This window comes from Staphylococcus shinii (assembly GCF_017583065.1).
In the GTDB taxonomy this organism is placed as follows: Bacteria; Bacillota; Bacilli; order Staphylococcales; family Staphylococcaceae; genus Staphylococcus; species Staphylococcus shinii.
Genome location: NZ_JAGEVL010000006.1, coordinates 25,929 through 50,428, shown reverse-complemented (window position 1 = coordinate 50,428; position 24,500 = coordinate 25,929). Strand labels below are relative to the sequence as shown.

Sequence of the window (24,500 nt, the reverse complement as noted above, 5' to 3'; positions counted from 1 at the left end):
CAATAGTTACTTAGAATGAAATTATTAATTAATTCTTATACGAGCGTTTTGTCGCTTGTTTAATTTATCCTATATTACTTTTATATAATTATTTTACATCTTCATTATTCACTAAATTTTCAAATGCTTCTCTTACTTGAGGCACTGACATACCTACAACCACTTGGACATTTTTGCCACTTTTTACTAATCCATGCGCCATTTGATTATGTGTAAAATACGCACTATCTTCGACTTTCTCAACGTCGTTCACAGTAAGTCTTAGGCGTGTGGTACAGTTTGTTACATCTTTGATATTTTCCTTACCACCTAAACCTTCTAAATAATAAATCGCCTTATCTTCATACTCATTCCCTGTGGATATTGCGTTATTATCTTCATTCTTTTTACCTTTATAATCATTTTTGTTATATAACTTCATATCTTTTTCATCTTTTTTACGGCCAGGAAGTGGAATATCAAATTTAAGAATTAAAAACCTAAATAAGAAATAATAAATCGCAGTAAATCCTAAGCCTATAATGATTTGTATCACATAAGTTAACCAATGATTTTGTGCTAACGGTATCCAGTTTGTTGCAAAGAAGTCTAATAGTCCTCCACCAAAGTTACCTACTAAACCAAATCCATACATCATCGTATCCATTGTTGCAGCTAATAACGCATGGAGAACAAATAAATAAGGCGCTATAAATAAAAATGTGAATTCTAATGGTTCTGTTATACCAACTACAACTGCAGTTAATGTTGCTGGAATAAGTAATGCTGCAATTTTCTTTTTATTTTCTTTAGGTGTAGTTGAATACATCGCTAAAGCAATACCTATAGCCCCAAAGACCTTACCATTACCTTGTAGCATAAATCCATATGGGAATTGTTCTTTTAATGGTTCAGTGCTTTTAGCAAATTCATTAACGTGTTCAAACCATTCTGCTTTTAAGCCATGATTGACTACAACAGGACCAACTTCAATTGGTGCATATATAAAATGGTGTAATCCTGTTGGAATTAATACTCGTTCTAAGAAGTGATACAACCAAACGCCAATATAACCTGATCCAATAATAAAGCCTTGTAATGAAGTAATACCACCTTGCACCGTCGGCCAAATAACACATGTAAGTAGTGCTATTGGTAACATAACAAAGAATGATATCGTCACCACAAATGTTAGACCTTGGAAAACGCCTAACATCTCTGGTAATCGTTTACTGTAGTATCGATTATGTATCCAAGTTATGATACTTGAAATGATAATTCCACCAAGTATATTCGTATCTAACGTTTCAATCCCAGCAATCGCTTTAAGTCCTGTTACATTTTCAACGCCTTTTTCCAAATTCGCTCCAAATGTATGCGGCCATTGCGTAAGTATTGCATTTATAAAAGTATTGAACATAAGGTAGCCCATCAATGCTGCTAAAGCTGCATGTCCAGGCGCTTTTTTAGCCAAAGATAGTGGCAAACCGACCACAAACACAACTTCCATATGATTAAAAATTGTCCAACCACCAGCTTCGATTACTGACCAAATTTTAAACCAAGTTGTTCCATCAGCAGCAATGCTTCCCATAATCGATGGATTTTTAAATAAAGTGGCAAATCCTAAAATAATACCAAAAAATGCAAACATTAATACAGGTACAATCATCGCACTCCCAAATCGTTTAATTGCATTCATAGTCGTATAACCTCCTATTTCTATACATAAGCATTTATCTACACATCGTTCATAATAAATCTATAAATATAATTCATTGAGTATGTGTTGTATGTGATTAATTTAATATTAAGGGAAACGCTTACATACAGACAATAGTTTGACGCCATTCGGAACAATTTTGTATAATCAGATTATATTTTCAAAACATGAAAATATTTTCATGAAGTGTGAGGTGACAAATTTGTTTTTAGATGAACGTGTTAATACTAACTTTAATAAATTAAATGAAAATGATTTACATATCGCACATTTTATTAATACACATATCCTACAATGTAAAACGATGAAAATACAAGAATTAGCAGAACACACCCACGCATCTAACGCCACCATTCATCGTTTCACACGTAAATTAGGCTTTGATGGTTATAGTGATTTTAAATCTTATTTAAAATTTGAAACTGAACAATCACATCAATTAGCTTCAGATTCAATCGAAGGTTTTAAACAAGAAATCGAAAATACTTTCACTTATTTAGAAAGAATCGATTATGACCTGATTACAGATAAAATTTACCAAGCAGAAACCATTTATTTATATGGAACTGGATTAGCCCAAATGAATGTTGCTCAAGAGGCACAGCGTATCTTACTAACGGTACATAAAAATATTATCGTACTTCATGACGTACACGAATTTAAAATGGTATTGAATAAAACAACACCGAAAGATATCTTTTTTATCATTTCTCTTTCTGGTGAATCAGAGCAATTAACAGATATCAGCAATTTATTACAGTTACGTCAAAAATATTTTTTCTCTGTTACCACTTTAAAAGATAATACCCTTGCTCAGAAAGCAAATTATAATATTTATGTATCTAGTAATACATTTTACTTAGCAGACGGCATAGATTATTCAAGCTTTATTAGTTACCATATTTTCTTCGAAACCTTATTACGAAAATATAATGAACGTAAAGTAGTAGGTGAATTGTACTAAAATATACTTTCCAACTATCATCTTATTCGACATGTTCAAATAACCGTATTGAGGCTTAAATGATTACTTTGAATTTATTACTTATAAAAAGCTCCCTCTAAAGTTTTTACACATTTAGTAATTACTTTAAAGGGAGCGTTATTTATTTGAAGTAACGACCGAGCAAACCGTATAAAGTATTTCCTTTGATACGGGCCGAAACTTTATTCAAACTTAAACGATATTATCAGAATTATGAAAATCCAACAAAATCATATCAGACAATATGATTACAATATCAACTCAACAATATTATAAATCCGCTTCAAACTCTTCAAGTGTTAATTGTAGTTTGTCGAATAGCATTTCAAATCCATGCGCCGTTGAATCATGATATTCTTTCTTCTTCTGTTTATATTCTAAAGATGTTAATCTTCTTTCTCTTGGTACAAAAGCAGTATAATTGAAAACCATTTGTGTAATGCCAGGTTCTCTTTCGAATATTTCTACTTCTATCGTATCTTCTGAATCGCTTAATTCTGGCATACCAATTGTCATGACGATATATTCATAAGGCAATAATGAAGCAAAAGTACCTTGTACTACATTTTCCTTACCTTTACGAACATCAACAATTTTATACGTTCCATTTTGTTCCGCAGCTACTTCAATAGTTTTATTTGTTCTTTCAGTTGTCATAAACCACTGTTTAAGAAAGCGTTGGTCTGTCCACGCTTGGTATAATAATTCAGGCTCTACTTTGAATAATCTTTCAAGACGAATTTCAACATTCTCATTTTCTACATTGTATTTACCCACGATCGATTGTTCACCTACTTTCACTCTTATTACTATTCTAACGCATTCCACTATACTTCTAAACAATTAATACATAAATATAGTAATGTTCTTTAATATTTATAAAGCTTTAACAATCTCATTTTATCGCTATTAGTCAGTAAACGTCAAAACTTTCATTTTTAGTGAATATTATCTAAATAAACTTCACGCTTATCTTAGCATATTCTGTTCACATACTATTTATTAAAAAAAGCGAATGAGCCCGGTGTACACATGCCCGGACTCAAATTTAATATCAATTATAATCAGTTAAAATTTAAAATCACAGTGAAAACAAAAAATTTTCGAATGCTTTCTAAATCCTATTTATCAATTTATAACTCCGACACACTAGCCAGTACTTAAAAGTCTACCTCACTTCAAATTTAAATATATCTTAATTACTTTTTATTTAATCTAGGCAATCTAAAGAAGATTGCTATCAGTCCACAAACACCTAATATCATTGGATAAATAGAATACGGTACTAATTCAAATGGAGATATAGACGCCACACCTGCAGCCGCAATCAGCTGAGGACTATATGGCAACATACCCTGGAAACAACTCGCAAACATATCTAAAATACTGGCTGATTTACGCGGATCTACATCATATTCTTCTGATATATCTTTCGCTAATGGGCCTGCCATTAATATAGAAATAGTATTATTTGCTGTTGATATATCTGCAACACTTACTAAGCCAGCAATCCCTAATTCTGCACCGCGTTTAGATTTAACTTTACTGCGTACAAAATTTAACAACCAAGTAATACCACCATTATGTTGAATCAACGCAACTAATCCACCAATGAGCAATGCAATAACCGCTATATCTTCCATGCCGATAATACCTTTAGATATTGAATTTAATAAGCCAGTCCATCCAAATGAACCATAAATTAATCCGATAATTGCAGAAAGTACAACACCACCGATTAATACGATAACGACATTTACACCTATTAGTGCTAAGATAAGCACAAATAAGTATGGAATTACTTTAATAAGGTCATAATCGTAACTTTTACTTGCATCTATGTGCGCACCATTAGTTAAAAACCAAAGCACAATAATAGTAAATATCGCACCAGGTAAGACAATTCTTATATTCACCTTAAATTTATCGCTCATTTTCGTTTTCTGAGTACGTACTGCAGCTATTGTAGTATCAGAAATCATCGATAAATTATCACCAAACATAGAGCCACCAACAACAGTAGCCATTGTGATAGCTGCTGAAACATCTGTAGCCTGACTTAAACCAAAACCAACTGGCGCTATAGCAGCTACCGTTCCTACAGACGTACCCATTGATAAAGATACAAACATACATATAATAAAGAGCCCGACAATAATTAAGTTTTCTGGTATTAATGATAACCCTAAATTAACTGTCGACTCCACGCCGCCCATATCTTCTGTCGTTTGGGAAAATGCACCTGCTAACAAGAAAATCAACATCATTAAAATAATATTAGAATGTCCTGCACCTTTTGTAAAAACTTCAACTTTTTTATGAAATGCTTCTTTTCTGTTTAATGCTAAGCCAACGATAGACGCAACTAATATAGCTACATTGAGTGGCATCGTAGTAAAGTCACCCGTACCAACACCTACACCTAAAAACATACCAACAAATACGATTAAAGGTATCAAAGCCCATGCGTTACCTTTTTTTGTCTCCTCCATACATAACCAACTTTCCTAAATATTAAAACAGAATCTAACATTCTATTATTTTTAAGTCCTAAAAATAAAAAAACTCTTTCTATTTAAGAAGAAAGAGTAATCTGTGATTCATTCTTATCTTCTAGCATAATTTATGCTACTGGATTTGGCACACGCATCATCATGTTGCCGAAGTATCAACGGGCCAGTCCCTACACTTCTCTTGATAAGTTATTATTTTATTTTATTACAGTACAGTATTAATCGTAATTCGTCAAATAGGAAAGCGGATAGAAAACAATTTTTATAAATGCTTTCATTTTCTCTCCCTTCCAACTATCTATTATTTCAATAAAGCTTATTTTGTTAAATATCTTTTAGTTACTCCAATGGACGTTCTATTGTGAATTTATTTCCTAAAGAAGCGTAATCATTACCCGCTAAACGAGCTACTGCACTAAGCGCATCGGCGTCTATTTTACTATCTTCAAAATAAACGGACTCATCAATATGAAACATGACTACTTCACCTATAATTAAGTCAGATCCTTCTTGAGAGTCACCTAACGGAATAATTCTATCTAACTTACATTCCATACGAATTTTTGCTTGTTCAATGCCAGGCACTGAAACTAATTCAGAGTCAACACAATTCAGGTTTGTTCTTTCCAATTCATTTTGGTTACGGATTAATGGTGCTGCTGTTTGGTTGATTTGTTCTACTGTAGCTTCATCTGTGATATGGACAACAAACGATGCCGTTTCCTCAATATTTAAAGAAGTGTCTTTGCGTTTCCCTTCAGAACGACCTGTAGAAATCATAATCATTGGAGGCGCACTATTAACAACGTTGAAAAAGCTAAATGGCGCTGCATTCAAACGCCCTTCTTTATCTTGGGAAGTAACAAATGCGATGGGCCTAGGTATCACACTACCACTTAATAATTTATAATTTTGCTTTTTAGTTAAAGTATCTGCTTTAAATTTCTTCATAAATGATTCCCTTACCTTTCTATAAATAAGAAGGAGGTAGGATATCAATGTATCCTTGCCTCCTTATACTTAGTATCGCCTAGATATCAAAATACTAATAGTTAAATTAGATTACGGTCTCATTTCTGCATCAATTCTAATCTAATTGGGTGCCACCTGTCACACCATAAACTTGGCCTGTTGTATAGCTTGATTCCTCGGCAGCTAAATGGACGTATACGCCTGAAAGTTCAACGGGTTGGCCAGCTCTACCTAAAACTTCTTTTTGACCAAAAGTAGGAATTTTAGATTGGGGCTGTCCACCAGAAATTTGGAGCGGTGACCAGAATGGGCCTGGTGCTACACAGTTCACTCGAATCCCCTTACTACCTAATTCTTCAGATAAGCTTTTGGTAAGTGAAATAATAGCTGCTTTGGAAGCGGCATAATCATGCAAGATTGGACTTGGATTATACCCTTGTACAGATGACGTCAATGTAATCGTTGCACCTGGTTCTAAATAATCAATTGCTTTTTGCACTGACCAGAAAATAGGATAGACATTTGTTTCGAATGTCTCAGTAAATGATTCAGTATCAAAGCCTTTAAGATTATTTCTATATTGCTGATGTCCTGCTACAATTGTTACATTATCTAATCCACCAAGTTTGTTATAAGCTGTTTCAACTAAATCATAGTTAAATTGTTCATCACGTATATCACCTGGGATTAATACCGCTTTACGACCCGCAGCTTCAATCACTTGTTGCACTTCTTCAGCGTCTACTTGCTCAGCCGGTAAGTAGTTAATCGCCACATCCGCACCTTCCTTTGCATAAGCAATAGCTGCGGCTCTGCCGATAGCAGAATCTCCACCAGTCACTAACATCTTGTAATCTTTCAAACGTCCGTAACCGGTGTAAGTTGTTTCACCACAATCAGGCTTAGGCTCTAATTTATCTTGTAAACCTGGAATGGCTTGTTCTTGTTTCGGGAAATCTTCACTTGAAAATTTTGTTCTAGGATCTTGTCCTGGCATATGCAAACACTCCTTATTTAAAGAATATGCTTATGCATTACCCTGATTTTTTAACTTTTAATACATCAATCGAAGATTCTATTTAGATTGTTCGTTTAAAAGTTTTTGTACAAAACTTACGAAATAATCAGGTACTTTTTCTAATATACGTTCATCTGGATCATATTTAGGATGATGCAGATCATATTCACTATTAGAACCAATAAACACAAATACACTTGGATATTTATTTGAGAAACCAGAAAAATCTTCTCCGATGGTTAATGGTTGATCCATAATACTCACATTATAACCTACCGATTTAGCAACCTCTATAGCGTCTTCTGTTAATTTTTCATCGTTAACAACTGCACCTGGTAAACGATGATATAACGTTTCAATTTCAACACCAAATGCTTCTGCAAGGCCACTTCCAATTGCACGCAAGCGTTTTTCGATGTAATTGCGTTTCTCTTCGTCAAAACTTCTCACTGTGCCTTGAACATAAGCTTCATCTGCAATAACGTTCCATGTATTACCACTCGATACTTCACCGATAGTAACAACGCCATTATCGAATGCTGATAAATTTCTACTAACAATAGATTGCACGCTATTAATTAATTGTCCTAACACAATAACTGGATCATTACCTTGTTCAGGTTTTGCAGCGTGAGCCCCTACACCTTTAATTTTAAATTCAAAACGATCTACCGATGATGTAATAACACCTGATTTTACTGCAAATTCATCAATGTCTAATGTAGGGTAATTATGATAGCCTAACACCGCTTTAGCGCCTTCTATCGCGCCTGTATCAGTAATATGATACGCACCATAACCTAGTTCTTCTGCAGGTTGAAAGATAATGCGTACGCGCCCAGCTAATTGCGATTCAATTTCTTTCAATTTTGTCGCTACTGCAAGTATGCTCGCCATATGAATATCATGTCCACAAGCATGCATCATACCTTCGTTCGTAGATGTAAATTCATGTACAACTTGCTCTTTAATAGGTAATGCATCTATGTCTGTTCGGACTGCTACAAAATGTTCACCTTGACCAATCTCTGCTACTAAACCAGTTTCTAATGGTAAGTCTAAGATTGTAATATTATATGATTCTAAAATTCTTCTTAATCTTTTTGTTGTTTCATATTCTGCATCTGATAATTCTGGATATTGGTGAAAAGTTCTCCTCCAATTTATGTAATCTTCATAATGTGGCATTACATGTCACGTCCTTTCTTATTTTTTAAGCGCAAAATGAGATAGTAGGCAATTGTTACAATTACTACACCTGCAGCTAAATTATTCGTTATTAATATAATCGCCATCGTTAACGTTACTATACACCCATTAAAAATTGGTGCCTTTTTAACAAACGATACAGTTCTTCTATCAAATGTATTTAAAGATATCGTAATTAATACGGTTGCTAATACCGCCATAGGTATTTGACCAATAATACTTCCAAATACAAATAAACCAAAAAGTAGAAAACTACCAGTAATCAAAGTTGAAACTCTCGATGTTGCTCCCATACTTAAATTAAATTTTGATTGTCCCACTAATGCGCTACCACCATATCCACCAAACAATCCTACAATAAAATTTGCAATACCTTGACCAATTGACTCTTTGTTTTTATCACTAGGCGTATCCGTAACAACGTCCATCATTCGAGCAGTTAAGGTTGTTTGTACAACAGCTACAATGGCCATTGTTAATCCATACATAAAAATAATAAAAACAATTTCCAAATCATAGTTTATGTTAGGTAAACTAATATTGGGTATACGCACATGTATGGGAGCTAAATTGTGAACATATTGAATATCTGGCTTAATTAACCAAGCAGCAAATGTTAGTACAATAATAGAAACTAAAGGCGCCGGTATAATTTTTATATATCGTTGAACCAACCAAATAATTAAAAATGAAATTAGCACAAGAATATAAGTAGTATTAGAAATATAAAATATATTATCAAGCTGAGATGTGAATAGGAGTACCCCGAGGGCATTCATAAACCCTATTACAACACCTGTAGGAATATAATCCAATAGTTTATTTGTATGACAGTAACCAAATATAATTTGAATTATTCCCATAAAAATTGTAGCTAAAATTACTGCTTGCATACCATAACTCGCCATAAGTGGTGCTACGACTAAAGAGACACCACTACTTGGCGCTGAGACCATTAAGTTCCTATTTCCTGTAAAACTAATAACAATCATCATCAATCCTGTACTTAACATGCCTATTGTCGGGCTCACGCCTGCAATAAAAGAAAACGCGATAGCGCCTGGTAGAAGTGCAAGTGCTATTAATACACCAGATAGTGCATTCGGCATGATATTACCTTGCCATTGTTTGATATAACTAATGTGTGTCACGCCGAATGTCACCTCCATATGTTCCTATTGTCATATGGTATCATAATTGTCGAAATATTTTATCAATTCTGTTTATCAAAAATATAAAAACATCAGTACTTGAGCTGATACTCATACGTATGTACTACACTACCAAATATTACAAATACAAAATCATTATTTTTGCGATGTCCTTAACTCCTACAAACATCTCTATGCTTATATAAATCACTAGATAAACATATATAATACTAACAATTTAATGTAGTTTCTATTAAGAGATATTCTATAATAATATTTGTTCTTGATTTTACACTTTAATATAAATTAATCATTTACTGTTTTAATTTCTTAGTAAATACCCTTCACTCTTTATACATAAAAAGACCGCCTACTTTTTAATTGGGTAACTTTGACTTAATGAAGATATCCAATTACTAATAGACAGTCCTTATTTATAAATATTTAAATTGGCAGTAACTATATAAAAGCTAACCACTCGCTTCTTCATTCCAAAATCATACAAGCTTGTTAATTGTTTATATTCCTTTTATAGACTAAGTCACATAGCAAACATGTTAACTATGAAATCATAAGGTTCTTCGTAAAATAAATATCCATTTAGATTTAATAATTATTTTTGAGAGTGTTTTCATCATTATCTTAAGCTCAAGATGTTCAGTGTAAATATAATTATTATTACATTGATATACAAATTTATTAAATTATAGTTGATAGGGTTTTCTATTACATCAATCTTGTTATTGAGAATTTATTATAAATCCATCTTACTAATAAAGCTGCGCTAATAAATAAGCCAATATAACCAAATGTTTTGAAAACGAAATTTACTAAATCAACAAAACCAATGAAACTAAGTAAAAATGAGGCAACTAGTGAAATACTAAGCAGTAAAACATATTGTTTACTTTTGGGTTTAGTAAACCTGTTTAAAAAAGTATACAACATACCAACACAACCGTTAAATATTACCCCAATCATGACCGCTGACATAAAAACGCTAACCAATGGATGTATATCATTAGCTAATAATAATGTCGGTATATCTACACTGTTTGCTTTTTGAATATTTGCTAATAAACCACTTGTCATGATTAATAGTAAGATACTGAATCCTAAACCACCATAAAATGAACCTCTTCTCGCTGCTTTATGACTAATTGAATCACAACCGATAATGGTTAAAAACCCAAAACTATTGCCAATAATCAACCCACCATATACAAGGGCATCCCACCACCAAAAAGGACTAGAGGTTTGCGAAGGTTGGATATATTTATTCACTTCTGAAAAAGGAACTGTTGGATTAATAATGTTATATCCTGCAATGATTAACACTGCTATTACAAGAAATGGGGTTACCACACTTAATACTACCATAATGCCATTAAATTTAAGTTGTAATACGATGAACAGTAAGATAACAATTGCTAACGATCCAATCCAAATTGGTAGATCAAACCCTTGATATAAGGCTGAACCACCACCTGCTATCATAACTACAGTTAGCCCCAACAAAAAAAATATAGTCAGATAATCTAATATACGCCCAATAAATTTACCAAATATATTATTTAACGATATTTCATAAGTATTTGCATCTAAAAGATAGCCAATTTTTGAAGTTTGTCGTGTTGCAAAAGTTATAATAATACCTGTGAGAATCACAGCTATATATGCATAATTACCATGATTCACAAAGAATTGTAACAACTCTTGACCAGTAGTAAAACCGGCTCCTACAATAAAGCTTAAATAAGCCAAAGTTACTTTAAATGCTGCTTTATTATCTTTGCTCATTACCCATAGCATCCCCTTTTCGATTATTTGTAAAATAATCTTGTAGGATTTCAAATAATAATTAAAATTCAAGTTTTTATTTGACAACAAGATTTACTTTTATCTTCAAATAGATAATTTTGAGTATATTTTATCCTACAAGTTACAAACATAATTAACATAATCGAAAATAGGTTTATGATTTGTCAACCGATGTTAAATTCAGATTGTAATAATAACTAAGAAGTTACTGAATCAAACTTCTTTTGTTCATTATAAAAATTCTCATAGGATAAAATAATTTAATACTAATTAAATAAAATATTTCTAAGCTATTTTATCCATAAACTAATAAATCATTAGTAAGCGCTTACAAAATATTTTTTATTTTTTTATCTTCTTTAATTTCGTTAAATTCTAATAAGCTATTAATATTTTGAGCTGCTGTAAACCCTGTCTGAATAGCCGTCTCTGTATAGAGAGTTCCTAAATAATCTCCAGCTAAATATAATCTGCCTTCGGGTTTAGTTAGTGTTGGTTGTATCTTAGCACGACCTGGGTAAACATATGCTGAACCATACGGAAATTTGTTAACATGTCCTTCTACAACATAATTTCTAAAGCCTGGGACCATGTCCTCTAAATCATTTAAATAAATTTCCAAAATTTCTTCTTCTGATTTATCTATTAACATTTTTCCCCTATTTGCTGGAGAAAAAGTCATAAAACTACTACCTTGTTCTCTTTTTTTCTCTGAAGCATGATTCACATTAGAATTATGAATCAAAACATCAAATGATTTTTTGGGTGTAGCAAAAGCATATACATCATCCCATACTTGTTTTCCGCTTTCATTTGTTAAAAATGAAGCACTCACATGAGGTCCATATTTAATTTTACTTAATGCATTATCAAGTTCAGCACTAAAATTCTTAGTTATTTTTCTAGTTATGGGTGCAGGAGTCGCTAGAACCACATAACGTGCTGTTTCAGTAATTTCTTTACCATTTTTAATATAACGCACTGTCACAAAATCTTGGTTATGAACTACTTCTCGAACTTCTGTTTCAAGCTCAATTTGATGTTTTAATGTTGATGCTATAGTGTTGGTTAAAGTTGAAGGACCTCCTATTATATTTTTTGAGAGTCCGCCTTCTTTGCTCCAAATCATATCAAAGTATCCCACACCTGAGCCAGCTGATATTTGTTCTGGATCGCCTGTAGAGCGACTTACTGTAGGTCGAAATATTGCATCTGCATCTGTAGGTAATTTACCAGTAAATTCAGAAAATGTTTTATCATTCATAAAATCTAGAATACGTTGTTGCTGGACACTAGGTTCTTCTAAAGGACGTTTCTTCGCTACTTTACTATATTTCATAACTGCTAACCTAACCTTTGCGCCAACAGTTAACATTGCCAACCTTGCTTTCCAAGACATCGGTACCCTAAATGGATAAAGTTCTACTCTTCCGCTCAATAATAACTTTCCATTTAGATGCATAGCAGATAACGTGCCAGGTACAGGTGTAGATTTAACACCTACAGATTGTAATAATTCATCAGTAGCTGATCCTTCTCCTGCATAGACATGACCTCCCCAGTTCAACCAATAGTTACCTCGTCTTTCTGACATTACTCGACCGCCTACACGATTTGATGATTCTAGTAACAATATATTGTGGTTTTTGAGGCGCCAAGCTGCTGAAAGCCCAGCTAGGCCACCTCCGATAATAATTACGTCTTTCATAATTAAACACCTCTTATTTTAACTATTATTTATTTCATCCAATACTACTTTCATTTTTTCTTCAAATGCTGGAGTGGCCGGTTTTAACGGTAAACGGCATGTTGTTCCAGAAATACCTAAAACTTTTAATCCTGCTTTTACTGTCCCAGGCACTGTTTCTTCTTCTAATAAATTATACAAAGGAAGTAATTGTTTATTTAATTCTATTGCTTCTTGAATGTTATTATCTTGCACAAGTTTATATAAGCGAGCGATTTTACTTGGAACTAAATTATCTACTAAACCTATTGCTCCCTGTGCACCAATTGCTAATGAAGGTAAAAATAGATCTTCAAAGCCATTTAATAATGCAAAATCAGGGTCATCTTTAACTAAATCAAGCACCTTAGAAGTGTGAACACCATCTGCAGTGTTTTTAATGCCTACTACACCATCAATTTTACTAATTTCATGAATGATTTCTGGTGCAAGTTCAACTCCAGTGGCTTCTGGATAATGATAAATAACTATACCAACGCTTGTACTCTCTGCTACATTTTTATAATGTTCTACAATACCTTCATCGCTTGTAACCATATAATACGGGTTTATAACTAAGGCAGAATCTACACCCACACTTTCAGCGAATTGCGTTAATTCAATTGTATCTGATGTTCTATGACATCCTGTTCCTGCCATGACTTGTACTCTGTTATTCACTTTTAAAGTTACAAATTCTATAATTTGTTTTCTTTCTTCTGTAGTCATTAACGAATACTCTCCAGTACTACCGCCGACAAGCACGCCTTGAAGACCTCCAGCAATCACATGTTCAATTAAATTACCGAATGAATTATAATCAATATCTCCGTTTTCTAACATTGGCGTTGGTAGCGCTGCAATCATTCCATATGGTTTATACATAATAAATCCTCCATTTATTTTTATTTAATCAATATTAATCATTACACTTTTGACTTCTGTATAACTTTGTAACCCGTATTCACCACCCATTTCTCTTCCAATACCGGATTGTTTATAGCCGCCGAAAGGCATTGTCTCTAATTCAAGACCAACTGTATTAATCCAAACCGTTCCTGCTTTCAGTTTTTTAGATATATAATGGGCATTTTTAAGATTCTGTGTCCAGACACTTGAAGCTAATCCATATTCACTATTATTGGCTCTATCTATAACTTCATCGATTTCATCAAATACAAATACTGCCATTACAGGACCAAAGATTTCTTCTCGTGCAATTGTCATATCATCTTCGACATCTGCAAAAATTGTAGGTTCTATATAATAACCTTGTTCGTTAACTTTACTACCACCAAAAATTAATCTTGCTCCTTCTTCATTACCTTTATTAATATAATCAATTACTTTATCTTGCTGTCTCTTAGAAATAAGCGGCCCCATGTCAGTTGATTGTTCCATACTTGGACCTACTTTCACGTTTTCAGCTCTTGTTTTTAATCCCTCAATAACTTCCTCATATATATCACGATGTACATAAATTCTTGTACAAGCACTACAGTTTTGGCCTTGATTATACATTGTCCCATCAAAAGCACCATCAATCGCTTCATCTAAATCAGCATCTTTTAGTAATATAGCTGGAGATTTCCCACCTAACTCTAACGTAATATTTTTAATTTGCTCTGCTGCCCCTTTCATGACACCTTTTCCAACATCTGTCGATCCAGTAAACGCTACCTTATCTACTTTTTCATGATTAACAAGAAATTCTCCAGCAGTACGTCCTGGCCCTGGTACTATATTAACTACGCCATCTGGAAAACCTGCTTGTTTAAATAAATCAGCCGCATAAAGTAGTGATAGTGGAGTTTCTGTCGCTGGTTTAATTACAATGGTACATCCTACTGCTAATGCTGCACCTAACTTCCAAGCAGCCATTAACAATGGAAAATTCCAAGGTATAATTTGACCAACAACTCCTACTGGTTCATGTAAAGTATAGCTAACTAAATCATTTGATATTTGAGTCGTTTTACCGGATATTTTTGTTGCAAAACCAGCATAGTATTCAAATTGTTGGATTGTACCATCTATATCGTCTGCTAAAGCTACCTCATAAGGTTTACCACTATCAATAGCTTCTAATTCGGCAAGTTCTTCGCGATTTTCTTTTAATAATCGTGCAAATTCGTAAATTATATTTGACCTTGTATGCGCTTCCATTTTTGTCCAAGAACCTTCGTCAAATGCTTTTCTCGCAGCTTCAACTGCTTTATCTATATCCTTTCCCCCAGCTTCACTTACATTCGCTACAAAGTCTTCTGTTGAGGGATCAATTACTTCAAAAGTATTGTTGTTTATCGCTTTTGTGTAATTCCCATCTATATATAGCGGGATTTCTCTACTTAAGAACTCTTGTACCTTTGGTTTCAAATCTTTAATATCAAAATTCAACATTTAATTGCCTCCTTAATCTTATTGGTTTGAATTTTAACACCAAAAATGAATAAATGTAAACCTTTTCAAATAAAAAAGGAATTTTTTTATTCTTATATTGTTATTTGATTACTGCAATTCTTCTGTTATTATTAGTTAAAATAAGAATTATTATCGGAAGGAGAGGATTCTTAATGAACAGAAAAACATTATCTTTAAAAGAAAAACTTGTAAATAGAAAAAGTACTCTACCTAAAAAACAACAAAAGTTATGTAATTATATACTTAAAAATTTTGAAGATTTAGGCCTTACAACTATTAAGGAACTCTCAAATAAAGCAGATGTGGGTATTTCTACAGTGATGAGAACCATCAATGCTTTGGATTATAAAAATTTTAATGATTTTAGAAAAGATATTTACAACGAAGCTCTACCAAGTAATACTAAATTCTCTCTAAAGAATGCTTTTATCCATAGTGAAAAATTGAAGACCAATACTTTGACCAACGTATGGGATAAAAGCGTGGACTTATTAAACCAATCGTTGAAAACTGATTTAATTGCTAACTTTGATATAGCAGTTCAATATATTGAACAAGCGACAAGTGTAAGTATTTTGGGAACTAGACCTTATAAATCAACAGCTTTATATCTTGAACATTTATTAAATGAATTCTATTTAAATGTCCATCAACTAAGCGGGGATACAGATGCAACACTCGATAAAATAACTAAAATGGCTGCTAAAGATATTCTTATAGTATTTGCATTTGAACCCTACACATATTCAGTCATTAACGCAGTAAAAGAAACAAAGAACCAAGGGAATGATGTATTGTTAATTACAGATTATGATTCTTCCCCAATTATCGAATATGCTTCAGTAACATTAAAGTTGTCCGTTAGTAAAGATCATTTTTCAATCGTACCAATAATCGCCCTTATAGATGCATTAGTCTTAGAATTAGGAAAACGTACATCCGAATCTTCATTAGATAAACTAAGAACACTAGAAGATACATTGATTAGAAATAATGTTACATATCATAAATAATTTTTAAATAAAATTTTGCTGGCATTATTTTTTAGCAAAGTTTCCACTCCTTTCTCTTGGACAGATTAGTATTAGAATAGTGTCACTATTATTGATTTGGAGGTACAGATATTGAATAGTTCTCAAGATAAAATAACTATGAGTGTTATTTTAATTGCCGGCAAAATATTGCTATCTTCAGGTGCTGAAATTGCACGTGTAGAAGACACGATGAAACGAATGGCTCTCTGTATGGGCTATAATAATAGTCAAGGATACGTTATAAATAACTTTATAAATTTTTCTCTTAGCGAAAATCACGATACACGTATTGTTCGAATCAATAAAAATGCAACAAATCTACTTAAAATTTTTCAAGTTAACTCTATTTCACGTCAACTAACCAATAATAATATTTCAATTCATCAAGCTTATAATCTTTTATCCAATATTGAACATACGACTTTAACCATCGCTTTATGGAAAAAACTTATTGCGGCTGGATTTATTTCACTTAGCTTTTTATATTTACAAGGCGGTGATTGGCAAAATATTATTCCTACATTTATTGCTGGCTCTGTTGGATTTTTAATCGTTGAGTGGATGCAAAGTAGGTCACCAACAATGTTTATACCCGAATTGGTTGCTTCTTTTGTATTAGGTTTTATTATTTTATTAAGCGCAAAACTATTTAATATTAATCAAACAATAGGCCCGGCAATGATTGCTTCTATTATGCCTATTGTGCCTGGAGTCTTAATTACTACTGCTATACAGGATTTATTCAGCAGACATATGTTAATGTTTACAGCTAAATTTTTAGAAGCTTTAGTAATCGCTTTTGCTATTGGGTCAGGAATTTCAATTGTTTATTTAATTTTTTAGGGGGGCAACGTTATGACGTTTATGTACACTTTGTTTTTTAGTTTTACAGCTTCTTATTTTTTTGCATTGATATACGACGCCCCTAAAAAATTGTTCTTACCAGCTGGCTTAGCTGGTGCACTAGGCTATATAATTAACTTCACCCTAAACACATCATTTCAAATGGATAGCATCTACACAAGTTTATTAGGGAGTTTAACTTTGGGTTTAATCAGCCATATAATGAGTAGATTATTCAAATCTCCTGTTGTTGTTTTTATGATTCCTGGTATTATTCCTTTAGTACCAGGAAGCCTAGCATTTAGAGCTATGCAGCAACTTGTGACACTAAATTTCACTGATGCAAGCAATACATTTATTAGAACCATACTCATTGCTGGCTCAATAGCACTAGGTTTAATAATTTCTGACCAACTATCTAAAACCTTGAATATAAGGAAATTTATGAAAATTAAACGAAATCAATTATAGTAAACATAAGTCATTTACAAATGATTATCAGCTTATATCAAAGAAACTCTATGAAGAGTTATGATACAAACTATAAAAAATAGATGCTTCACAGTTATTTTTTATAGTTATAGTGTGAATTAGTTCGACAGATTCTTGGATTTTAAATTCATATTAAAAATCTGAACAACTTTACTCCCATTTTCTAAAATTCCATTGGAGTATATAGAGTTCTTGAACTATATAGGAAAATAAAACTTATTAAAAGAATTTCATTTAGACATAGAATTTATAATGGTTTCGTAATCTTACTTCAAGACTTTTTATTACTCCAAAAAAAAAGAGAATAAGCAACTTCAAGTTACTTATTCTCAAAAAATTCATATAATTTCTTTGGCAAAGACCCAAAAAAACGTCAATTTCTATATCATCTCGATAGAAATTGACGTTTATGCTTTAATCAGAGATTTTTCTGTCTCATACTCTCAATAAAATAATTAGATTAACCTTTTAACTGAATTTTATTATCTAATAATACTTTACCATCTTTAATTACTGTTTCGGCATGGTTAATACCGTAATGATATGGAATATATTCATGGTTTGGCGCATCCCAAATTACAATGTTTGCTTTATCGCCTTCATTAATTGTTCCAGCATCTACATCTATTGCTTTTGCAGCATTTACCGTTACCGCATTCCAAATTTCATTCGGTGATAGTTTTAATTTTAATGCAGCAATAGACATTACAAGTTGTAAATTATTGGTAACACAACTACCAGGATTAAAGTCTGTTGCAATTGCAATCGCGCCATCATTATCTAGCATGCCTCTTGCATCTGCATATGTTTCTTTACCTAAATAAAATGTTGTTCCTGGAAGTAATACAGCTACAGTATCACTTTGTTTTAATTTCGCCTTACCTTCTGTACTAGAAGCAACAAGATGATCTGCTGAAATTGCGCCTTCATCAATAGCTAATTCGAGTCCACCTAATGGGTCGATTTCATCAGCGTGTATTTTCACATTAAACCCTAATGCCTTAGCAGCTTGCATATACTTCCTTGATTCCTCGATAGTAAATACACCTGTCTCACAAAATATATCTGCAAAATCTGCGTATGGTTTAACTTCAGGTAGCAAGTCAATCATTTCTTGTAAGAATGCTTGATTTGATTTTGCATCTTTCGGAACTGCGTGAGGTCCTAAAAAAGTATGCTTCATATCTAAATTGTATTTGTCTGCCAAGCGGTTAGATACATGTAACTGTTTAAGTTCATTTTCTTTATCTAAACCATAACCACTTTTACTCTCTACAGCTAACACACCATGTTCAATCATTGTTAACAGATTCTTTTCTGCTTTTTTAAACAATTCATCTTCAGTAGCCTTGCGAGTGGCTTCAACTGTAGATAAAATGCCGCCACCTTGTTCAAGAATTTCTAAATATGAAACACCTTGTCTTTTAAGTGACATTTCATGTTCACGTGACCCTCCATGCACAAGATGTGTATGAGCTTCAACAAGTGCCGGTGAAACTACTTTGCCTGTCGCATCAATAACTTCATTCGCTTCATAGTCATCAGAATGGTTGCCTGCATAAACTACTCTGCCATCTTTAACAACGACGGTTCCATTTTCGATGATATTTAATTCATCTAATTCTTTTCCTTTTAATGGGCGTTCAGTTGATTTTGGTAAAATAAGTTCTTTTATATTTTGAATGATTAAATCGTTCATTATTTACCTCCTTTACCTGTAATCATTGGGATTTTTATGTCTTTTTCTTTTGCTACTTCAATTGCAGATTCATATCCAGCATCAGCATGTCTCACTACACCCATACCCGGATCCGTAGTAAGTACACGTCCTAAACGTTTGTCTGCACGTTCTGAACCATCCGCAACAACAACCATACCAGCATGCAACGAATAGCCCATACCTACGCCACCCCCGTGATGGAATGAAATCCATGAACCACCTGCTGCAGTATTGATTAAAGCATTTAAGATAGCCCAGTCACCGACAGCATCAGAGCCATCTTTCATTCCTTCAGTTTCTCTGTTTGGACTTGCAACGGATCCTGAATCTAAGTGATCACGTCCAATAACAATAGGTGCAGAAATTTCGCCGTCACGTACTAATTTATTTAGTGCTAAGCCCATTTTTGCACGTTCTTCGTAGCCTAACCAAGCAATACGTGATGGTAAACCTTGGAACGCAATTTTTTCTTGAGCTAAATCTAACCAACGTATTAATTTTTCATTGTCTGGAAAAATTTTCCTCATTTCCTCATCAGCGCGTTCAATATCTTTTGGATCTCCACTTAAAGCTGCAAAGCGGAAAGGACCCTTACCTTCACAGAATAACGGACGAATATAGGCAGGTACAAATCCAGGGAAATCAAATGCATTTTCTAATCCATCATTAAATGCGACTTGTCTAATATTATTACCATAATCAAATGCGACAGCACCATTTTTTTGGAATTCAAGCATATATTCGACATGTTTCCTCATAGAAGTTTGAGATTCTTTAACATATTGTTTTGGGTCTTTATCACGAATTGCTTTAGCCTCTTCCAACGAGTAACCTTCTGGTATATAACCATTTAATGGATCATGTGCGCTTGTTTGGTCAGTTACAATATCAATTTTAAAACCTTTATCTAAAATTGCTTTATGTGTATCGACAGCATTGCCCACTAAACCAATAGAAAGTGGTTCCCCTTTATCTCGTGCTTCTGCAGCTAGACGTAAGGCTTCATCTAAATCATGTGTTTTCACATCGCAATAACGTGTCTCCATACGTTTATCAATACGTGTTTCATCTACATCTACACCAATTACAACACCGCCGTTCATCGTAACGGCAAGTGGTTGTGCACCACCCATACCGCCTAATCCAGCAGTTAATGTTACTGTACCGTTCAATTTACCACCAAAATGTTGATTGGCAAGTTCACCAAATGTTTCATATGTACCTTGAACAATACCTTGAGAACCAATATAAATCCAACTACCTGCAGTCATTTGCCCATACATCATTAATCCTTTTTTATCTAATTCGTTAAAGTGATCCCAATTTGCCCATTCTGGAACCAATACTGAGTTAGAAATTAATACACGTGGCGCTTCTTCATGTGTTTTAAATACAGCAACTGGTTTACCTGATTGTACTAACATTGTTTCATCTGCTTCTAATGAGCGTAGTGTTTCTTCAATCGCTTCAAATGCTTCCCAATTTCTAGCTGCCTTTCCAATACCTCCATAAACTACCAAGTCTTCTGGACGTTCAGCTACTTCAGGATCAAGGTTGTTATATAACATTCTTAAAACCGCTTCTTGTTCCCAACCTTTACATTCAATGTCTAAACCTTTTTTTGCTACTATTTTTCTCATGAAAAATCACTCCTTAATTTAATAAAATTAATCCTTTGTTTAAAATATCCATAATGCAAATGGAATAGTAATAAGTAATGTGAGTATCACTCTTTCAAACCATATTATGACTAGTTTACCAACTGATATTTTAACTTCCGTCGATAGAATAACTGGTACTACACTTGAAAAGAAAATAATGGCTGAAACACTCATGACTGCTACTGTAAATCTTGTCGCTAAATCAGCACTTTGAGCTATCGCTGCTGGCAACAACATCTCTACTATAGAAATTGTTGAAGCTTGAGCTAAAACTGCAACATCACTTACAGGAAATATACTTATAATTGGATAAAAAATGTAAGCAATATATTCAATAATTGGTGTATATTCCGCGATAATTAGTCCTAAAAATCCTATCGACATAATAGATGGTAAAATAGCAATCGTCATTACAACACCGTCACGCAAATTCTCTATCACATTTTCTATCAATGTTTTCGAATTTTTGACAGCTATCTTAGCTTCTAACCATGATTCTTTTAATAATGGCATATCTCTACGAATTTCTTCTTTGTACGGTTGGCCTTGATACGTCGTTGTCTTTTCTGTTCTTATAGGTGGGATTTGTACCGTTATTGCAGTTACAATAAATGTCACTGCTAAAGTAAACCAAAAATAAAGATTCCAATATTCTATAATACCTAATGTATTTGCTACGATAATCATAAAAGTAGCAGATACCGTTGAAAAACCAGTTGCAACCACTACTGCCTCTTTGTGCGTATATCCCCCATCTTTATATACCTTGTTTGTAATTAATAAACCGATTGAATAGCTACCTACAAACGAAGCAACAGCATCTACAGCTGATTTTCCTGGCGTTTTAAAAATAGGTCTCATTATCGGTCTACAAATAACACCAATAAATTCTAGTAATCCAAATCCTATTAAAAATGATAAGAATATTGCACCTATAGGAATTAATACGCTTAAAGGTATTGCCAACTTCTCATATAAAAATGGCCCAATACTTTCTGTTAATACAAAACCAGGTCCAAAATCAAATACCACCATAAAAGCAATAAATACCCCTATGATTTTAAATAAACTAAAGACTATATCTGTTTTAGACTTATTCCATTTCTTATTGATAAATGGATGTGCTGCGCCAATCAATATTAAAATCAATACATAGTACGGTAAGATTGGATTAAGTAATTTCGATATCCACTGTACGATATGATCAATCATAATCGTTGATTGACCGCTAATAGTTACTGGTACAAAGAAAAAGATAATACCAATCAAACTATAAACGAAAAATTTCCACATGTACTTCACGCCCCTTACATGAAAGTACGCCTCCCTCTATATTTCACAGTATAGTATGTTATTATATAGACTACCAATATAAATAAACTAATTATTGATAACTTAAGACTATAAATAAATTTTTTAGAGGTGTATGAGATATGAAGATTGTTCAATTAGAATATTTTGTAGCAGTTGTAAAATACAATAGCTTTACGAAAGCCGCTAATTTTTTACACATTAGTCAGCCGTCACTAACTACTACGATTAAAAAAATGGAATCAGACTTAGGTTATGATTTATTTACGCGAACTACTAAAGATATTAAAATCACTGAAAAAGGTATCCATTTTTATAACTATGCACAACAACTCATACAGAATTATCATCAAACAATAGAGAAAATGTATGATCTTAATATGGGACATGTGCCTAAAATTAAAATATCCATTTTAGAATCTACGAACCAGTGGATTTCTCAAGTATTAGCTACACATAAAAAACAGAACACAGACCAGACTTACCTCGTTTCAGAAATTCATGACCAAACTAAAATCATAGAATTACTCATTAATTTCGAAAATCATCTCGCTTTCACAAATGAACAAATTATTCATGAAGATATTACATCCATACCATTATACGAAGAGTCTTATGTATTAATCACACCTAAAAATGCGTTTCCATATAAACGCACGACGTCAATTGCATCTTTACCACTCATTTTACCAACTAAAGGTTCTCAGGTACGTAAACACCTTGATGACTATTTTAATCGAATGAATATGCATCCAAATATTGTTATTGAAGCTGACCGTTTCGAAGCAGCAACTAATTTCGTCCATAGAGGATTGGGGTATGCAATTATTCCTCGTGTTTATTATCAATCATTTAACGCACGAGACTTAGATGCAATAGATATCCGTCCAACGTTAAGTCGTTCGATTTACATCAATTACCTAAAAAAAAGAAAGCACTCTGAACGCGTGCTTTCTTTCATTGACCAATGTATAAACTATTGGAATTTTAAAGGATAAAATGATGGAAGAAATTAGCTGATAATTTGGCTGTTCTATTATCGACATCATATTTTGGATTAGTTTCAGCAATACTAATCGTTGGAACTTTTTCATTCGGTATAATACGTTTTGACAATTCGAGGACAACATGTGGGAATAGTCCAAGTACGCCGTTTGCACTCACACCTGGTGCAAAAGCGCTATCAATAACATCCATACATATTGTAAACATGATGACATCATGATCATGAATAAAACGTTCTACTTTATCCTTAATTGGAGGAGAAATTTGGTGCAGTAATTCTTCCGAATAAACATAACCGATATCTTTAGTTTCAGCGTAATCAAATAATGCTTGTGTATTACCGCCTTGTTGGATACCTAACACAAGATAATCAGCATTGTCGTCCTGTTCTAATATTTGTCTAAAACTCGTGCCAGATGTAGAATATTCTTCCTCTCTCGTATCAAAGTGAGCGTCTATATTGATAACACCAATCGATTCATCTGGATAAGCTTCACGTGTACCCAAATACTGTGCATATGCGATATCATGCCCACCTCCTAATAGAAATGTTTGTTTATGTCTTTTAATCGATTTGGCTACGTAATGGGCAAACTCTTCCTGTGTTTCTTCTAAAGTTTGATGGTCATGTTCTACATTACCATAATCATACACGTTACACTTTCTAGTTACAGGTAGATTAGCAAACACCTTTTTAATTGCGTCAGGCCCTTCTTTAGCACCTGTTCGCCCTTTATTAAGTTCGACTCCTTTATCTACTGCATAGCCTAATAAACCTACACCCTGACGTGGTTCATTGTAGTCATCCTCAATATTGCGAAACTGTATCGTTTGAAAATGTCTAAATTGCGATTCATCTGTTTCACTATCTATTCTGCCTGTCCAAAGATCACGTTGTGCTAGTTTATACATAATT

At 33.2% G+C, this 24,500-nt stretch carries 20 protein-coding genes and 1 riboswitch; of the genes, 5 read left to right on the top strand and 15 right to left on the bottom strand.

Annotated elements, in window-relative coordinates; translation table 11 throughout:
• Positions 1 to 88 precede the first annotated feature (88 nt).
• Complete coding sequence (locus tag J5E45_RS08960) at positions 89 to 1,681, bottom strand: alpha-glucoside-specific PTS transporter subunit IIBC (RefSeq protein WP_208182079.1); 1,593 nt, start codon at positions 1,679 to 1,681, stop codon at positions 89 to 91.
• 223 nt (positions 1,682 to 1,904) lie between these two features.
• Between J5E45_RS08960 and J5E45_RS08955 the strand changes: the two genes are divergently transcribed.
• Positions 1,905 to 2,666 carry a MurR/RpiR family transcriptional regulator gene (locus tag J5E45_RS08955; RefSeq protein ID WP_208182077.1) on the top strand — a complete coding sequence of 254 codons (762 nt, stop codon included), beginning with the start codon at positions 1,905 to 1,907 and terminating at the stop codon, positions 2,664 to 2,666.
• Positions 2,667 to 2,957: 291 nt separating this feature from the next.
• On the opposite strand, the gene J5E45_RS08950 is transcribed toward J5E45_RS08955, so the two are convergent.
• The 10 genes from J5E45_RS08950 to J5E45_RS08905 form a co-directional block, all read right to left on the bottom strand.
• Positions 2,958 to 3,464: an SRPBCC family protein gene (locus tag J5E45_RS08950; RefSeq protein WP_039068094.1), complete on the bottom strand. Its 507-nt coding sequence runs from the start codon at positions 3,462 to 3,464 to the stop codon at positions 2,958 to 2,960.
• Between the two features lie 422 nt (positions 3,465 to 3,886).
• Entirely contained in the window at positions 3,887 to 5,179 is a 1,293-nt protein-coding gene (locus tag J5E45_RS08945) for a Na+/H+ antiporter NhaC family protein (RefSeq protein ID WP_208182075.1), read from the bottom strand.
• A gap of 111 nt (positions 5,180 to 5,290) precedes the next feature.
• Positions 5,291 to 5,391, bottom strand: a riboswitch (SAM riboswitch).
• A gap of 148 nt (positions 5,392 to 5,539) precedes the next feature.
• Complete coding sequence (locus J5E45_RS08940) at positions 5,540 to 6,151, bottom strand: flavin reductase family protein (protein WP_208182073.1); 612 nt, start codon at positions 6,149 to 6,151, stop codon at positions 5,540 to 5,542.
• A 136-nt stretch (positions 6,152 to 6,287) separates the two neighbouring features.
• Positions 6,288 to 7,169, bottom strand: coding sequence for an SDR family oxidoreductase (locus J5E45_RS08935; protein ID WP_069792383.1), 882 nt, complete (start codon positions 7,167 to 7,169; stop codon positions 6,288 to 6,290).
• A gap of 78 nt (positions 7,170 to 7,247) precedes the next feature.
• Positions 7,248 to 8,378: an amidohydrolase gene (locus J5E45_RS08930; RefSeq protein WP_069792382.1), complete on the bottom strand. Its 1,131-nt coding sequence runs from the start codon at positions 8,376 to 8,378 to the stop codon at positions 7,248 to 7,250.
• Positions 8,378 to 9,568, bottom strand: coding sequence for a SulP family inorganic anion transporter (locus J5E45_RS08925; RefSeq protein ID WP_208182071.1), 1,191 nt, complete (start codon positions 9,566 to 9,568; stop codon positions 8,378 to 8,380). The genes J5E45_RS08930 and J5E45_RS08925 overlap by 1 nt, the downstream gene beginning before the upstream one ends.
• A gap of 708 nt (positions 9,569 to 10,276) precedes the next feature.
• Positions 10,277 to 11,350 (bottom strand): YkvI family membrane protein, encoded by a 1,074-nt coding sequence (locus tag J5E45_RS08920; protein WP_208182069.1) that lies wholly within the window; start codon positions 11,348 to 11,350, stop codon positions 10,277 to 10,279.
• 349 nt (positions 11,351 to 11,699) lie between these two features.
• Positions 11,700 to 13,079: a flavin monoamine oxidase family protein gene (locus tag J5E45_RS08915; RefSeq protein WP_208182068.1), complete on the bottom strand. Its 1,380-nt coding sequence runs from the start codon at positions 13,077 to 13,079 to the stop codon at positions 11,700 to 11,702.
• An 18-nt stretch (positions 13,080 to 13,097) separates the two neighbouring features.
• Positions 13,098 to 13,982, bottom strand: coding sequence for a 4-hydroxy-tetrahydrodipicolinate synthase (gene dapA, locus J5E45_RS08910; protein WP_119584707.1), 885 nt, complete (start codon positions 13,980 to 13,982; stop codon positions 13,098 to 13,100).
• A gap of 24 nt (positions 13,983 to 14,006) precedes the next feature.
• The gene (locus tag J5E45_RS08905) at positions 14,007 to 15,497 is read right to left on the bottom strand and encodes an aldehyde dehydrogenase family protein (RefSeq protein ID WP_208182066.1); all 1,491 of its coding nucleotides are present in this window, start codon (positions 15,495 to 15,497) and stop codon (positions 14,007 to 14,009) included.
• Positions 15,498 to 15,670: 173 nt separating this feature from the next.
• On the opposite strand from J5E45_RS08905, the gene J5E45_RS08900 reads away from it, so the two are divergent.
• From J5E45_RS08900 to J5E45_RS08890, 3 genes are all read left to right on the top strand, one after another.
• A complete protein-coding gene (locus tag J5E45_RS08900) occupies positions 15,671 to 16,531 on the top strand; it encodes a MurR/RpiR family transcriptional regulator (protein WP_119584703.1) in 861 nt (286 codons plus the stop codon).
• 111 nt (positions 16,532 to 16,642) lie between these two features.
• Positions 16,643 to 17,395: a threonine/serine exporter family protein gene (locus J5E45_RS08895; protein ID WP_208182064.1), complete on the top strand. Its 753-nt coding sequence runs from the start codon at positions 16,643 to 16,645 to the stop codon at positions 17,393 to 17,395.
• A 12-nt stretch (positions 17,396 to 17,407) separates the two neighbouring features.
• The gene (locus J5E45_RS08890; RefSeq protein ID WP_119584700.1) at positions 17,408 to 17,866 is read left to right on the top strand and encodes a threonine/serine exporter family protein; all 459 of its coding nucleotides are present in this window, start codon (positions 17,408 to 17,410) and stop codon (positions 17,864 to 17,866) included.
• 481 nt (positions 17,867 to 18,347) lie between these two features.
• Here J5E45_RS08890 and hutI read toward each other — a convergent pair whose 3' ends face one another.
• The 3 genes from hutI to J5E45_RS08875 are packed head-to-tail and all read right to left on the bottom strand — an operon-like array spanning position 18,348 to position 22,561.
• Positions 18,348 to 19,586: an imidazolonepropionase gene (gene hutI, locus J5E45_RS08885; RefSeq protein WP_208182063.1), complete on the bottom strand. Its 1,239-nt coding sequence runs from the start codon at positions 19,584 to 19,586 to the stop codon at positions 18,348 to 18,350.
• The gene (gene hutU, locus J5E45_RS08880) at positions 19,586 to 21,247 is read right to left on the bottom strand and encodes a urocanate hydratase (protein WP_208182061.1); all 1,662 of its coding nucleotides are present in this window, start codon (positions 21,245 to 21,247) and stop codon (positions 19,586 to 19,588) included. The genes hutI and hutU overlap by 1 nt, the downstream gene beginning before the upstream one ends.
• A gap of 39 nt (positions 21,248 to 21,286) precedes the next feature.
• Complete coding sequence (locus tag J5E45_RS08875; RefSeq protein ID WP_069792378.1) at positions 21,287 to 22,561, bottom strand: YjiH family protein; 1,275 nt, start codon at positions 22,559 to 22,561, stop codon at positions 21,287 to 21,289.
• Positions 22,562 to 22,701: 140 nt separating this feature from the next.
• On the opposite strand from J5E45_RS08875, the gene J5E45_RS08870 reads away from it, so the two are divergent.
• Positions 22,702 to 23,577 (top strand): LysR family transcriptional regulator, encoded by an 876-nt coding sequence (locus tag J5E45_RS08870; RefSeq protein ID WP_107548470.1) that lies wholly within the window; start codon positions 22,702 to 22,704, stop codon positions 23,575 to 23,577.
• Here the strand turns inward: J5E45_RS08870 and hutG are convergent.
• Complete coding sequence (hutG, locus tag J5E45_RS08865) at positions 23,567 to 24,496, bottom strand: formimidoylglutamase (protein WP_069792376.1); 930 nt, start codon at positions 24,494 to 24,496, stop codon at positions 23,567 to 23,569. The genes J5E45_RS08870 and hutG overlap by 11 nt on opposite strands.
• Positions 24,497 to 24,500 lie beyond the last annotated feature (4 nt).